Below are 13,024 nucleotides of genomic sequence, written 5' to 3'. Positions count from 1 at the left end.
CTGAAAGCAGCCCTCGTCCCGTGATGGAGACCCCGGCGATGACGACTTCCCGTGCACAGCACCACATATCCGTGGACGGTCGAGAGGGCGTGGTGGCCCGGCTGGAGCGGGAGAACGCGCAACTGCGCCATGCGGTCGCTTCGCACGCCACGGTCGACCAGGCCATCGGTGTCCTGCTCACGGTGCACCGGCTTGAGCCGGGGGCCGGCTTCGACGTACTGCGCGAGGTGTCCCAGCACACCAACACGAAGCTGCACACGGTCGCCGAAGCAGTCATCGAGTGGGCCCTGCGCGAGGAGCCTTTGCCACCGCCGGTCGACCGGGAACTGCAGGCGGCACTGCAGCGGCACCCGCAGATCGGCAGCAGCCGGCACCCATCCGGTTAGCGCCCAGGACGGAAGGCAGGGCACCGGCGACGCGCAGCCACCCGCCCGCGTCGTCAACTGCCAATCCCAGCCTGCTCCTCGGCCGGAGCAGGGGGCGCGCAGTTGATTCTGTCCGAGCCCGGCCCCCGGGCGCACCCGTGTGCCCGCAGGCAGAGTGATGTGCCCGCCCGAGCGGCATTCGCACCCGAGGGGCGTGGTACTGGCGGGCGAGAGAGAAGCAAGGGCGAGGTCATCGGGATCGGATGCCGAAAGCGGCCGTAGCGGCTGGGCGACCACCTGATGCGCGCGGGCTACGCCCTGAGCGGCAGCCGCTGCATCGCCGAAGCCAGCCAGCACGCCACCGTCTTCTTCAACCAGGCCGCAAGCGACCACCAGGTGACCGTATTCGCACGGTAAGGGAGCTCACGCGGCTGGTCGTCAGCGAGTTCGTCACCAATACCCGCAAATATGCCCCCGGCCCTGTGCTGATGGAGCTGCGCCTGACCGCCCGTACCGTGGAGGTCGTCGTGTGGGACAGCGACCCCACAGCCCCTGTGGTACTGCCCCTGATCCCGCCCAGATCGGCCGGCACGGCCATCACACCACCCTCGCAGCCGAGGACCTGCTGGAGCTGGCCGCCGCCGCCCTCGTCGGCGCCCCGGACGCGGGCGGCGCCGGCCACGCGACCGTGCTGTAGCGCCTCGTAACGGCAGCCATCGCCGCCGCTGCGAGCGCTGCACGCTACCCCTAAAATTTGGCGCGAGCCCACCCGGCCTGTACGGCTTCCCGAGCCGCGCCGGCATCGCGTCGCCCCTCGGCCGCAGTTTCCGGCCGGCATGCCGGCAGCGCCGCCCGGGTGCCGGCCGGCAGCTCCGCGGACCGGTGCAGCGCCGCTCTCGTGCGCGCAGTCCGAGACGCCACAGCTATAAGGCGCGTACATCGTCCCCCATCGCGCCGTACGCAGAGCCTTAGGGTTCCAGCATCCCCTCCCGCTGGAACGGCGATACACCGGATGAGGACGCGCGGCTCCCGAGCCGTTGGTGCGCCGATGAGCCGGTCCGGCCCGCCCGGCCGCTGGCGGTGCCCGGCGGCGGCAGCATCGGCCGGATACAGGCACGCCGCCGAGCGGTTCAGTCTCTCTCCTGAGCCAACCCGGTCCGGCGGGGGTCCCAGGGACACCGGCCCGATCGAAGCCGTCTCCGGCGGGATGGGTACGGAGGGGCAGTGGGTCCTGGCGGCGGTGGAGCTGGAGCAGGCCCAGGAGGCGCAGGATGCACAGGTCGCCGAGGAGGCCATCCAGGGTGCGGTGGGCCCGGAACAGGCCGCGTTCCGGCGTTGAGGGCCGGGGGCCGTGCCCGAGCGGCGGGCCAGCCAACTGGACGCTGGTCATCAACGCCTGGGCACCTGCCCTCTTCGACGGTACTGGACGGGGCAACCACCGGTTCGCGGCCACCCCCTATCCCGGTAACAGCTGTTACCATGCTGGCATGGCGAAGACACAGCTGGGCGCACGCGTGGACGAGGACGTTGCGGAACTCGCGAGGAAACGCGCCGCAGACCTGGGACTGAGCATCGGGGACTACCTCGCCAGGCTGGTACAGGACGATGCCAGCGGCCTGCGCGCCCGAGCGGTGGACGCGGCCGCCCGTTTCCTGGCCGAACACCAGGCGGTCTTCGACGAAGCCGAGCAAGCCCAACAGGGATCCAGGGGAGCACGCGCGGCCTGATGGACCTCAGCATCGACGTTCCCTGGATCCTGCAAGTCGCCGAGGCTGCCGGGGCGCACGATCCGGCCCCCGACGACTACGGTGTCCCCATCGCGGCGGTTGCCCGCCACCGCGCCGAGTTGTTCGAGCAGCCCGTCTACGGCGGCCCCTACGCAAAAGCCGCCGCCCTGGTGCACACACTGGGCCGGTGCCGCTGGCTGGAGCGCTCCAACATGGCCGTCGCCGCCGCGTCCGGCGTCATGTACCTCGAAGCCGCCGGGATCTCCGTCAAACCCGGCCGCGAGGACGCCATCGCCCTGAAGGACCTGCTCCTTGACCCCGCCTGCACCGCAGGGAAGATCGCCGCTCTGCTGCGGACCTGGCCCACCACCACCTGACGCCCCTGAGGACACCGAGTACGAGCAACTGGCTGGGCCTTTGCCATCCAAGGTGTTGCCACTGGCGCAGAGTGGGCCGCGGACCAGGTCGTGTCCGTGGCAGTGGTCCCGCACCGAGGCCCTGCTCGACTGGCACAGCCGGCACAGGTAGTCGTCGGCCCGCAGCTTCCGGGCCCTCATCTGCCCGTACGGCACGCCGCGCAGGTGCCCGATGTACGCGGTGAAGTGTGCTGCAACATCGTTGTCAGCGCCTGCTCGGACCCCCGGGGTGGCGGCTTATGTACTGGCCCCACGCCGGGCCGACGGCATGGGGACGCCGAACTCCGGCATTGGCTCGCCTGGTCCTGGGCCGCGCCGGGGCGGGTGGATCGGGCGGTCGGGCGCGCGCATCCGGCTGCCGAGGGCCACCCCCAGCTGGAAGCGGTTGTCGACCCCCAATCTGTCCATGAGCGCGCGGAGGATGTTCGTCACCGTGCGGGGGCTGATGCCGAGCCGGCCGGCCGCGCTCGCGTCCGTGTGCCCGGCGAGCAGCAGCGCCACCAGTTTGCGCTGGCGCTCGTCGAGGGGCATGACCGTGGCCAGCCTCTCCTCCAAGGCCGGCCGTACGGGGACGGACCGCTGCTCGCCGCCAGGAGTCTGGCGGCTGCTGCGGCGCACAGGTGTGGGGTTCGTTGGGCTAAGCACGGGACTCCCCTGGTCGCTGTGGTCGGATGTGGTGCGGCGGTCGGACCCGTGCGCGGGCAATGGTGCCCTGAAGTGCCGGGTGTCGGTTCCGAGGGGGATACGCTGGTTGAGATGGTGACCGGAGGGTGACTGTTGTCAATAAACGGCTAACGGAAGAGAGCGGTGGCCGTATCAGAGCCCTGCGGGAATGCGTATCCTCCGGCTTCCCGGGAAATCGGCACACCGGCCGGGTTCGCCGACGCCCGCAGCATTCGAGAACTACAGCTGGCACGCGGGCCGGGTCGCCGATCAGGACGGTCCCCGGCCGGCCGAAATCCTGGAAACCACCCTGCGCCCCGGCGATGTCCTGTACGTCCCGCGCGGCTTCGCTCACCTGGCCACCGGGGATCAAGGGCTGTCCGCCCACCTCTCCCTGACCATCCGTGAGGTTGGCGCCGCCGAGCTGACCGACACAGTGCGATCCCTCATCTCCGACGAACTGCAACCCGCCGCACGCCCGTTGGGCGAGGAGGCGCTGCTCTCTGCCGCGACCCGGCTGCTCGCCCGCACCGTCGAACGCCTGGCCGCTCTGACCCCGGCCGACCTGCTGGCCCGGACTCGGGCGCGCGGCCGGGCCACCATGCCCCCGACGCCCGACACCACCTCCTTCACGGAGCTGGCGGCTCACTGGCCGGCATCACCGGACACCGGGTCTCCGTCCGAGCCCCGCCGGCTCACCGGCATGCCCTGACTGGCGTCGCCTTGGCCCGCTGGCCTGGCCTGCACGGCCACGTGCGTCGGCGGCGGAGGCTGTTGATCACCCGCGCCCAACGCGTGCTCCCCGGCCGGATACCGCCGCTCCCACCCCGCACCCACCGGCCGGCCACGACCAGTCTCTCTTGCACTGGCCCGGTTGCACGCACCAGCTGGCGTGCATCACCGTGACTCGCCCAGGGCGGAGACCGCGGCGGCTACTGGCACAACCGCTGCGAACTGCATCACGACGCAGGGTCCGCCGGCGGTCCTCCTCGTCGCGTACCTGGCTGACATGGTGGTGCTCGGTCAGCCGGCGTGACGAGGTAGTGACCGTCGAAACGGTCCAGCGAGGTGAGGCGCGCGAGGGTGCGCTGGTCGATGCCGGGGCCGCGACTGGGGATCTTGAGGACGGAGGTGCTCTTCCGTACACGTGCCGGTACTGCAACGAGGTGCGGTTCACTCGATCGGCACGCTCGTGCTCGCATGGGGCGAGCGCCACCTCCCGTTGGGAGGACGCGCACGCTCGTGCTCGCATGGGGCGAGCGCCACCTCCCGTTGGGAGGACGCCCCCAGGGGGAGTGGTCACGGCTTCGCTGCCTTGGCCAAGGCGGCTGGATGTGGTTCGCCGGGGAGGAACGTCACCTGCGGTGCGCCCGTCCGTGGATGGATCGTGACCTCGCTCCTCACGCCGTAGACCTCGTCCAGTAGTTCGGGTGTGAGGACGTCGGAGGGTCGGCCGGTGGCGGTGACCGTGCCGTCGCGCAGGACGTAGAGGCGGTCGCAGTAGTACGCGGCGAGGTTGAGGTCGTGCAAGGCGAGGAGCACCGTGGTTGGCAGGCGGCGCAGCGTGTTGAGGACATCCAGCTGGTGCCGGATGTCGAGGTGGTTGGTGGGCTCGTCCAGGACGAGCAGGGACGGCTGCTGGGCCAGCGCGCGGGCGATGAGGATGCGTTGGCGTTCGCCGCCGGAGAGCTGGTCGAACGGGCGGTGGGCCAGGCCGGTGGCGTCCACCGCATCCAGGGCCGTGTCGATCAGGTCGGCGTCCTGGGGGGTATCCCCATCCAACAGCCGCTTGTGCGGGGTGCGGCCCATCGCGACGACCTCGCGCACGGTCAGGTCGAAGTCGGCGCCCGACTCCTGGATCACCGCCGCCACGGTGCGGGCCAGTCGCCGCACGGGCAGCGACCAAGCGTCGGTGCCGTCGACTCTGACATGACCGGCAGCGGGGCGCAGGACGCGGTAGACGGCGCGCAGCAGGCTGGACTTGCCGCTGCCATTGGGGCCGACGACGCCGATGACCTCGCCGGGGCGTGCGGTCAGGGAGACGTCCTCGATGAGGCGGTGTGCACCGGCGGTGAGGGTGACGCCGTCGATGACGAGTTCGGTGGCGGTCATGCCCCTCCTCGGTCGGTGGTCTGCCGTGCGTCGCGGCGCATCAGCCACAGGAAGAACGGGCCGCCGCACAGGGCCGTGAGTACGCCGACGGGGATCTCCATGGGGGCGGCGACCACGCGTGCGGCGATGTCGGCCCAGATGAGGAAGACCGCGCCGCCGAGTGCGGCCGTGGGCAGGACGCGGCGGTGGTCGCCGCCGACGGCCAGGCGGACGATGTGCGGCAGCATCAGCCCAACGAAGCCGATCGGCCCGCACGCCGCCACGAGGACGCCGGTGACGAGGGAGAGCAGGACGAACATGCGTGCGCGGAAGCGGGCCACGTCCAGCCCCATGGTCGTGGCGGCCTCCTCGCCGGCGAGGAGCAGGTTCAGGTTGCGGGCCTGCACCATCAGGACGGCGATGCCCACCAGCAGGGCAGCGCTGGGCAACCACAGAGTGTCCCAGTTGACGCCGCCGAGGCCGCCGAGGGTCCAGGCGAGGACCGCGCGGGCCTCATTGCCCCGGTCGGTGGTCAGCAGCAGCAGATACAGCACCGCGGTCAGGACCGCGGCGATGGCCACTCCGGACAGGACCAGCCGCGCGGAGGTGATCCGGCCGCCGGTGCGAGCGGTTGAGTAGACGAGCAGCAGTGCGCCGAGCGCGCCCGCGAACGCGGCAACGGACAGCGACACCGGCCCGAACACAGTGATGCCGAAGACGATCACTACCACGGCGCCCAGCGATGCCCCGGAGGAGACACCGAGCAGGTAGGGCTCGGCGAGCGGGTTGCGGATCAGAGCCTGCAAAGCGGCCCCCACGACGGCGAGCCCGGCACCGGCCACCGCGCCGAGCAGTACCCGTGGCGCACGGACGTCCAGCACGATGGTCTCCCGCGCCCGCGACCAGTCCTGCTTGACCCAGTCGGCGCCCAGCGCGTGCGTCGTGATGCCCCACACCTGGCCGGGCGGTACCTGAACCGAACCGATCGCCAAGCCCGCTGTGGCGGATACCACCAGCAGGACGGCCAGGACGACGAGCGTGACGGTGAGACCGGCCCCGCCGCCGCGCCTGTCGTCCCGCTTCCCCGCTCGCACGGCCCGCCCGGCGGCGGCGGTGACCGGGGCCCTCACGCGAAGCTCTCGGGATGGATGCCGCGGGCCAGGTCCTGCACCGCGTATGCCGAGCGCACGCCTACCAGCGTCGCGGTCAGCGGCAGCACGACGAACCGCTTGTTGCTGATGGCGGGCACGTCCCGCAGAGCGGGCTGAGCGAGCAAGAACTTCTTCTTCTGCTCGACGCTTCCGGCGCCCGCGTAGTCGTAGATCGCGATGACGTCTGGTTTGCGCTCGACGACCTGCTCCCAGGAGACGTCACCGAAGACGTCGTCGAGGTCGGCGAAGACGTTCTTGCCGCCGGCCAGCCGGATCAGTTCGGTGCCCAGGCTCTTGCCGCCCGCGGTGAAGGCGGTCTTGTCGCCACTGTCATAGACGAAGACGGACACCGGGCGCTTGCCCTTGACGGCGCTGGTGGCTCTGTCGACCCGTGCCTGGAGGTCGGCGACCAGTTTGTCCGCGCGGTCGGGCACGCCGAAAATCGTGCCGACGGTGCGGACTTCGTCGTAGGAGTCCTGCATCGTCACGCGCTTCTTGCCGCAGTACTCGCGGTTGAGGTGGGTGTCGATGCCGACGTCGGCGAACGCCTTGCGGGAGCGGCCCTCGTTCTCGGCGAAGGCGCTGCCGTAGCCGCCGTACACGAGGTCCGGCTCGGCCTCCAGGACGGTCTCGAAGGAGGGCTCCTTCTTCGCCAGTTCGGGGATCGCCTCGTAGTCCCTCTTCAGCTCGGGCAGGACGGCGGAGTCGGGGAAGGCGGTGCCGACCATGCGGTTCTTCAGGCCCAGGGACAGCATGAGTTCCGCCGGGTGCTGGTGGATGGTGACGACACGCTCGGGGGCCTTGTCATACGTCGTCTTCACGCCGCAGTTGTCGACGGTGACGGGGAAGCCCCCGGCCGACGGGGCCGTGGCTTTCGTGTCCTGGGCGGTGTTTTGGGACGATCCGCAGCCAGCGGTCAGCAGTGCTGCCGACAGGGCCACGGCCGCAGCCGTCGCGCGCAGGGCACGGCGTCGGCGGGCAGGGGTGAACAGCGGGGGACGGGACGTGCCGTCGTACACGTGAAGCCTCCTGGGAGTCCGCGCTCCTCGGAACGGGCCCGCGACAGGCCAGTGTCCTGACTCCCGGATCGACGCTTTCCCTCGCCTTCCCGCGCGGCGCGCAGTGGCGTGTTGAAGGGTGCACTCCCCGGTCACAGTGGCGGGACCGTGCCGGATTCGCACCGGCTTCCTGTCTCCCGTCGCGGTGATGACCCGCTGATTCTACGGCCTGCCGGCAAGTGGCCAAAAGGGCGTGCGAACAAGCCCGAGCGCCCCTGCCAGGCCCTCACGCCTCACGCACTGCCCGCAGTATCAGCCGCTCGGCGTTCTCGTCGTAGGGGCGGCCGTCGAAGCCGCCGAAGACCTCCACCCGGCCGAACCCCACCTCCGCCACCATCCGCCGCAACTCCACTGCGCTGTACACGAACCACACCCGAGGTCGGGGACCTTCAGGGCGTCGGCGATGTGGGGGTGGATCACCCGTAGCCTCCTTGGGCGAAGGAACACTGGTGGCCGAGCGAGTGGAAGAAGGCGGAGAGGTCGGACTTCTGGTCGGCGTCCAGGCGACCGGGGAAGAGGTAGCCGATCAGGCAGCCGGTGTGGGCGACGAAGATGCCGTCGGCGCCGAACCGCTCCTGGTGGCCGAGCATGCTGTCGAACGTCGTCTTGGGCAGCACGCTCTGCGACAGGGTCGCGCTGGCTGTGGCCGCCCGGGCGACGGCGGCCGGGTCGCCGGAGGCGAAGCCCTTCAGCAGGTCGGTCAGGCACCGCTCGTACTCCTCCCCGTGCCGCCGGTAGTGCGCCAGCAGCAGGTCGGTGACGGCGGTGGTGTCCACCGTCCCGGGTTCGCTGATGTACGCCGTGTGGAAGCCGATGTCCGTGCCCAGGCGCCGCACCATCCGATGCCGGCCACTGAGGTACAGCGCGAACTCCTCGAGGAAGACGCTGTCGGCCCGCTCGACCGCCGCCAGGATGCCCAGCACCACGTCCCTGTCGTAGGGCAGCGCGAAGAGCCGGAACAGGCAGCGCAGGGTGGCAACGATGTCGGCGGTCGAACTCGCCATCCCCACACCCACCCGCAGGTCGGAGTGGGCACTCCAGCGACCCGGCGGCAGCGTGAGCCCGAAGTGTTCCAGAAAGAGCCGGGCCGCGAGGGCGGCCTTCTCGCCGAGTGGCGGCGCGCCCGGCGGCTCGGTCCCTTCGGTGAAGTGTGTCCAGGAGTGGCGGTCCACGGGGAACGACACGATGGCGATGTCCGGCTCCGTGCCCGCCCGCAGCGGGCCCTGATACAGCTCGCCCAGCGTGCCGTGGCAGACGCCGGACACGGTACGGCCCTCACGAACCTTCCCTTGCCGCCGACCCGGTCCTCGAGGTCACCGTGCACAGCCCGCAGATCGCCTACGGGCGCAGTGGCAGGTCTTCGGACTCGTGGGCTCGCTCACCGGGGACACCGCTCACCAGTGGGCACCTACCGGCCGTCGCTTCCCCGGCCCCCGCACGACTCGGACCCAGTGCTGTTGACGGCTGTCGTTCCCACTCACCGCTGCGGGACAGCCCCGGATTCCCACCGGGTTCCCTCTTGCGTCGCGCCACCGGATCCTGACGGCCGGGAGCTCGAACCGACTGCGTCCATCAGCGTAGGGCGGCTCCCGCCGCTGCGGCAGGGGCGGGGCCGGAGTTGTCCGGATGCGGTCGGTCGGGTGGCGGCACCGGAACCTTGAACCGATCCGGCCTACCGGGAGAACGACTCTGGCCGGATGTGCCCTCGGTGATCCCGGCCACGCTCGTCACACTGGGGCGTCGACGTCACCCTCACCTCCCCGCGGAGGACCGCGCCCGGAAGGCCCAGGATGCTGCCAGAGACGACGCCGGAGGACAGCGGCACGACGAACCCGCCACCCGCACGGGACAAGCGCCCGCCCGAGCGTGTCGTCCTGCGAGCCGACCTGCGTGCCGCGCTCCCCGACGCGAGCGCGGCTGTGCTGGTCACGATGGCGGTCTTCGCGTTCCTGTACGCCCGCATGGAGTCGGGTGACGCGGCGACGGTCGCCGTCATGCCGTTCATGAACGACGCCGGCACCTACTGGATGTATCTGCTCAGCCAGGCATTCGGCTGGTCGGGCCTGCTGTGGGCCTGGGGCACGGTCATGCTCGGCCTGCTGCTGTCGGGGCCGCGCCCCACCCGGCTGCGGGTGTCACGGCAGGTGCTGGAACGCTGGCACCGCACCACGAGCCTGACCACGATGGCCCTGATGTTCGCGCACGCGCTGATGTTCGCGGCGGAACTCGTGTGCTATGAGGCCCAACTGGCATGGGCCCAGCGGTTGTGGGCGGGATTCGCGGACACGTTCGTGCCCGGCTGGTACGACTCCGGAACCGGCCGGATCGCCATCCCCCTAGGCCAGGGCGCTCTGTATCTGGCCGTCCCGTTGGGCCTGTTGTTCTACATCCGCCACCGTATCGGCGGCAACACCTGGCGCCGACTGCACCGCTTCGTCATCGTCGTCTACGTCCTGAGCGTGTGGCACACCCTGCTGTACGGCACCAACGTCTGGTACGGCGAATGGCCGCGCACCGTCCTGTGGCTGCTGCAACTCCCGGTCGCCGTCCTGCTGTTGCTGCGCCTGCTGCGGCCCGCCCGGCGGGCCGAACGGCTGGGCGCGCCAAGACGCCGGGAGGGCGGGCCGCTGCCGGCCCGGGCGATGCCGGGCTGGGTGGCGCGGGCCGCCGGCCGGGTGGCCGCCGTGGCCGTCGTGGTGGGGCTCGTCCTCGTCGTGGCGTCAGGCCGAGACGGCGGCAGGGAACGCCCGGCCGAGCCGCCCACGACCACCCCGCACGCACACGAGTCCGGTTGATCCCCGGCCACGGGCCGGGGCCGGCCGGTACGGGCACCAGAGGGCGGGGACCTGGCTGAGGGGGTGATGGACGGTGACTGCGCGGCTCCGCGTTCTTCGACGACTCGGTGCGACGCGGTGAACCCTCCGACGATGTCGACGTCCTGGCCGACCGGCTCGACGGCCGTGAGAGCCTGCTCGTCGTCGACAACTGCGAGCATGTGATCGACGCCGCGGCGCACCTGATCGCGGCGCTGCTGCCGCGGTGCGCGGGACTGCGGGTGCTGGCAACCAGCCGCGAGCCCCTGGCCATCGACGGGGAGACGCTGGTCCCGCTCGGCCCCCTGCCCCTGCCCCTGCCCGGCCCGGACGCGGGCATCGAGCAGGTCCGCGACGCACCGTCGGTACGCCTGTTCACCGAGCGGGCAGCCGCCGTGCGCCCCGGATTCGAGGTCGACGACCACACGCTCGCCGATGTGCCGCGCATCGTGCGCGGACTGGACGGTCTGCCGCTCGCCCTCGAACTGGCGGCGGCCCGCCTGCGCACGTTCTCCCTGACCGACCTGGCCGATGGGCTGTCGGACCGGTTCGGGCTGCTCACCACCGGCAGCCGGACCGCTTCCGCCCGCCACCGCACGCTGCGCGGGGTCATCGCGTGGAGCTGGGACCTCCTGGACGAGGACGCGCGTACGGTCGCGGAACGCATCGCGGTGCTGCCCGGCGGCGTCAGACCCGCGTCGGCCGCCGCGGTCTGCACCGGGACGACCGTGCCCGTCCGCAGCATCCCCGAACTCCTCGCCGACCTGGTCGACCGCTCCCTGCTGCACCTCGAGCCCGACACCGGCCGGTACCGCATGCTGGAGACGATCCGGGAGTACGGTCTGGATCGCCTGGCCGCGCACGGCACCCTGGCCGGCGTGCGGGAGCTGGCCGCCCACTCCATGGCAGACCTGGTGGCCCACTACGATCCGCTGACCCGCGGCCCCGGCCACTTCGGTGCCCTGCACACGCTGCGCGCCGAGCACGACAACGTGATCGCCGCCCTGCGCCACCTCTGCGACAGGGGAGCCGCCGACGCCGCGACCGCACTCGCGCTCGACCTGACCTGGTGCTGGCGGATCCGCGGCCGCCACGAGGACGCCGCCCACTGGCTCGGGCGGACGGTCGCACTGCCGACCGAGCACCCGGGCGCCGGGCACGACATCGCCCGAGCGCTGCTCCGGCTCGACTCCCGCACCAGCCGCAGCGCGCTGTTCACCGACCTCTTCCACGAGGACGGGCAGGACCTGTCGGCCCTCACCGACCGTCTGCTGTGCCACCGCGAACTCCCCGGCTTCGCCGGTGCCCTGACCATCGTCAGACTCGCCCTCCTCCACCCATCCGAAATGAGCGAGGCGCTCGTCCAGGGCCTCGTCGACGGGCCGGACCTCTGGCTGGCCGGCTACGCCCGCATCTCACGCGCCCATGCCGCCGAGAACCAGGGCGACCTCGACCAGGCACGCGACGACGTCTCGGCAGCCCTGCACTGCTTCACCCGGGCCGGCGACCACTGGGCCGTGGCCACGGCACTGCCACTGCGCTCACTCCTGCGCCCGTACGACGGCGAACTCCACGCCGCGCTCGACGACTTGCGGGAAGCCGAACGGCTGTCCGGTGCGTTCGGAGTACTCAGCCTCAGCGACGAGGTCTTCATCGCGCTGCGCCGGTTCGACCTTCTGGTCCGCCTCGGCCGGACCGCACAGGCCACCGAGCTCATCACCGCGACCCGGGACCGCGCCCTGCGCTCGGTCTCACCGGAACTGGCCGTCCTGCTCGACGCACGCGAGTCCCGCCCGCACGTGCAGACGGGCGATCTGGAGCGCGCCGGCCGGCTCATCGAGGCGGCCCAGACGGGCCTGCGCGCGCGGGGTCCGCAGGCCGGCGAGCACGGCCGGGCGCTGCCACGGGCGCCACGATCGGGAGGTCCCGGCTGCACAGCGCGGCGGCCGCTGCTGACACCGGCCCCGGCGCTCGCGGTCGTGCGGAGGGTCAGACCAGCCGGAGCAGCAGCTCGGCGAGTTCGGCCGGTGTGGTGATCATGCAGTCGTGGCCGGTCGCCAGCTCCCACACCTGCGCCGGGGTGCCGTTGGGCTGCAGTTCGGGCACGGGACGCCTGACGAACCCCTCCGGCAGGTCCGTGCAGTGGATGTGCGTACGCGGGATCCTCGTCGCGGCCGGCTCGTGCAACCGCACCGGTTCGCGCAGGCAGTTCACCGGCTGGTCCGACAGCATCGTGCGCAGCCAGGCGACATCGTCCGGGTCGGTCACGCCGAACAGGCCCGCGGGCGGCGGCATCTCGGGCGGGGGCGGCACCCGCCAGCCGCTCTTCGACCGCAGGGCGAGGTCGATCAGGGGCTGCGTGAGGGGGAGGACGTCGACCGCGGTCTCGCCGTCCTCGGGGACCATCGCGTCGAGGTAGACCAGCTGCGCGATCCGGTCCGGGACGTCGTTGGCCACGGACGAGATGACCAGCCCGGCGTAGCTGTGCCCGACGAGGATCACCTCGGTGAGGTCCTCCCCGGCGATCAGCCCGACGATGTCGTCGACGTGCGTGTCGAGACCCACGTCGGGGCCGGCCAGATGGCTCCTGTCGCCGTATCCGGTGAGCGAGGGTGTGATCACGCGGTGGCCCGCCGCCGTCAGCAGCGGAACCACCCGCTCCCAGCACCTGCCGCTGTGCCAGGCGCCGTGGACCAGGAGGAACGTCGGCATGGTCGTGCTCCTTGCTGTGCCGGCCCGT

Annotated in this window: 15 protein-coding genes, 1 pseudogene and 2 riboswitches; of the genes and pseudogenes, 8 read left to right on the top strand and 8 right to left on the bottom strand. The window is 71.5% G+C overall.

Features of this window, described 5'->3' with window-relative positions; translation table 11 throughout:
• Positions 1 to 38 precede the first annotated feature (38 nt).
• The 5 genes from ACPXCS_RS26260 (at position 39) to ACPXCS_RS26240 (ending at position 2,469) form a co-directional block, all read left to right on the top strand.
• Positions 39 to 386, top strand: a complete 348-nt coding sequence (locus tag ACPXCS_RS26260) for an ANTAR domain-containing protein (protein ID WP_425951111.1) — start codon at positions 39 to 41, stop codon at positions 384 to 386.
• A gap of 508 nt (positions 387 to 894) precedes the next feature.
• On the top strand, positions 895 to 1,062 hold the full coding sequence (locus tag ACPXCS_RS26255; RefSeq protein ID WP_425951112.1) for a hypothetical protein: 168 nt from the start codon (positions 895 to 897) through the stop codon (positions 1,060 to 1,062).
• A gap of 510 nt (positions 1,063 to 1,572) precedes the next feature.
• The gene (locus tag ACPXCS_RS26250; RefSeq protein WP_425951113.1) at positions 1,573 to 1,704 is read left to right on the top strand and encodes a hypothetical protein; all 132 of its coding nucleotides are present in this window, start codon (positions 1,573 to 1,575) and stop codon (positions 1,702 to 1,704) included.
• Between the two features lie 148 nt (positions 1,705 to 1,852).
• Complete coding sequence (locus ACPXCS_RS26245; protein WP_425951114.1) at positions 1,853 to 2,092, top strand: hypothetical protein; 240 nt, start codon at positions 1,853 to 1,855, stop codon at positions 2,090 to 2,092.
• Positions 2,092 to 2,469 carry a fic family toxin-antitoxin system, toxin component gene (locus ACPXCS_RS26240; RefSeq protein ID WP_425951115.1) on the top strand — a complete coding sequence of 126 codons (378 nt, stop codon included), beginning with the start codon at positions 2,092 to 2,094 and terminating at the stop codon, positions 2,467 to 2,469. Before ACPXCS_RS26245 ends, ACPXCS_RS26240 begins: the two co-directional genes overlap by 1 nt.
• Positions 2,470 to 2,520: 51 nt before the next feature.
• On the opposite strand, the pseudogene ACPXCS_RS26235 reads toward ACPXCS_RS26240, so the two are convergent.
• Positions 2,521 to 2,649, bottom strand: a pseudogene (locus ACPXCS_RS26235) (endonuclease domain-containing protein); the annotation flags it as partial.
• A 96-nt stretch (positions 2,650 to 2,745) separates the two neighbouring features.
• Positions 2,746 to 3,126: a helix-turn-helix domain-containing protein gene (locus tag ACPXCS_RS26230; RefSeq protein ID WP_425951116.1), complete on the bottom strand. Its 381-nt coding sequence runs from the start codon at positions 3,124 to 3,126 to the stop codon at positions 2,746 to 2,748.
• Between the two features lie 214 nt (positions 3,127 to 3,340).
• Between ACPXCS_RS26230 and ACPXCS_RS26225 the strand changes: the two genes are divergently transcribed.
• On the top strand, positions 3,341 to 3,883 hold the full coding sequence (locus ACPXCS_RS26225) for a JmjC domain-containing protein (protein WP_425951117.1): 543 nt from the start codon (positions 3,341 to 3,343) through the stop codon (positions 3,881 to 3,883).
• Positions 3,884 to 4,470: 587 nt separating this feature from the next.
• Here the strand turns inward: ACPXCS_RS26225 and ACPXCS_RS26220 are convergent.
• The 5 genes from ACPXCS_RS26220 to ACPXCS_RS26200 all read right to left on the bottom strand — a co-directional run bounded on the left by ACPXCS_RS26220 (position 4,471) and on the right by ACPXCS_RS26200 (position 8,736).
• Positions 4,471 to 5,283: an ABC transporter ATP-binding protein gene (locus ACPXCS_RS26220; protein ID WP_425951118.1), complete on the bottom strand. Its 813-nt coding sequence runs from the start codon at positions 5,281 to 5,283 to the stop codon at positions 4,471 to 4,473.
• Complete coding sequence (locus tag ACPXCS_RS26215; RefSeq protein WP_425951200.1) at positions 5,280 to 6,356, bottom strand: FecCD family ABC transporter permease; 1,077 nt, start codon at positions 6,354 to 6,356, stop codon at positions 5,280 to 5,282. Before ACPXCS_RS26215 ends, ACPXCS_RS26220 begins: the two co-directional genes overlap by 4 nt.
• 32 nt (positions 6,357 to 6,388) lie before the next feature.
• On the bottom strand, positions 6,389 to 7,432 hold the full coding sequence (locus ACPXCS_RS26210; protein WP_425951119.1) for an ABC transporter substrate-binding protein: 1,044 nt from the start codon (positions 7,430 to 7,432) through the stop codon (positions 6,389 to 6,391).
• 29 nt (positions 7,433 to 7,461) lie between these two features.
• A riboswitch (cobalamin riboswitch) is annotated at positions 7,462 to 7,659 on the bottom strand.
• A gap of 38 nt (positions 7,660 to 7,697) precedes the next feature.
• Positions 7,698 to 7,835, bottom strand: a complete 138-nt coding sequence (locus ACPXCS_RS26205) for a hypothetical protein (protein ID WP_425951120.1) — start codon at positions 7,833 to 7,835, stop codon at positions 7,698 to 7,700.
• Between the two features lie 52 nt (positions 7,836 to 7,887).
• The gene (locus ACPXCS_RS26200) at positions 7,888 to 8,736 is read right to left on the bottom strand and encodes a hypothetical protein (RefSeq protein ID WP_425951121.1); all 849 of its coding nucleotides are present in this window, start codon (positions 8,734 to 8,736) and stop codon (positions 7,888 to 7,890) included.
• Between the two features lie 70 nt (positions 8,737 to 8,806).
• Positions 8,807 to 9,050: riboswitch (cobalamin riboswitch) on the bottom strand.
• Between the two features lie 211 nt (positions 9,051 to 9,261).
• Here ACPXCS_RS26200 and ACPXCS_RS26195 point away from each other — a divergent pair.
• Together ACPXCS_RS26195 and ACPXCS_RS26190 are read left to right on the top strand one after the other, a co-directional pair.
• Entirely contained in the window at positions 9,262 to 10,266 is a 1,005-nt protein-coding gene (locus ACPXCS_RS26195) for a ferric reductase-like transmembrane domain-containing protein (protein WP_425951122.1), read from the top strand.
• A 107-nt stretch (positions 10,267 to 10,373) separates the two neighbouring features.
• Positions 10,374 to 12,320, top strand: a complete 1,947-nt coding sequence (locus ACPXCS_RS26190) for an ATP-binding protein (RefSeq protein WP_425951123.1) — start codon at positions 10,374 to 10,376, stop codon at positions 12,318 to 12,320.
• Here the strand turns inward: ACPXCS_RS26190 and ACPXCS_RS26185 are convergent.
• Positions 12,274 to 12,996 carry an alpha/beta fold hydrolase gene (locus ACPXCS_RS26185; protein ID WP_425951124.1) on the bottom strand — a complete coding sequence of 241 codons (723 nt, stop codon included), beginning with the start codon at positions 12,994 to 12,996 and terminating at the stop codon, positions 12,274 to 12,276. The two genes, ACPXCS_RS26190 and ACPXCS_RS26185, sit on opposite strands and share 47 nt — an antisense overlap.
• Positions 12,997 to 13,024 lie beyond the last annotated feature (28 nt).

Origin of the sequence: Streptomyces sp. DT190, from assembly GCF_049846985.1 — a bacterium.
Classification (GTDB): domain Bacteria; phylum Actinomycetota; class Actinomycetes; order Streptomycetales; family Streptomycetaceae; genus Streptomyces.
Note: the sequence above shows the minus strand (reverse complement) of the source record. Positions and strands in the feature narration are given on the sequence as shown.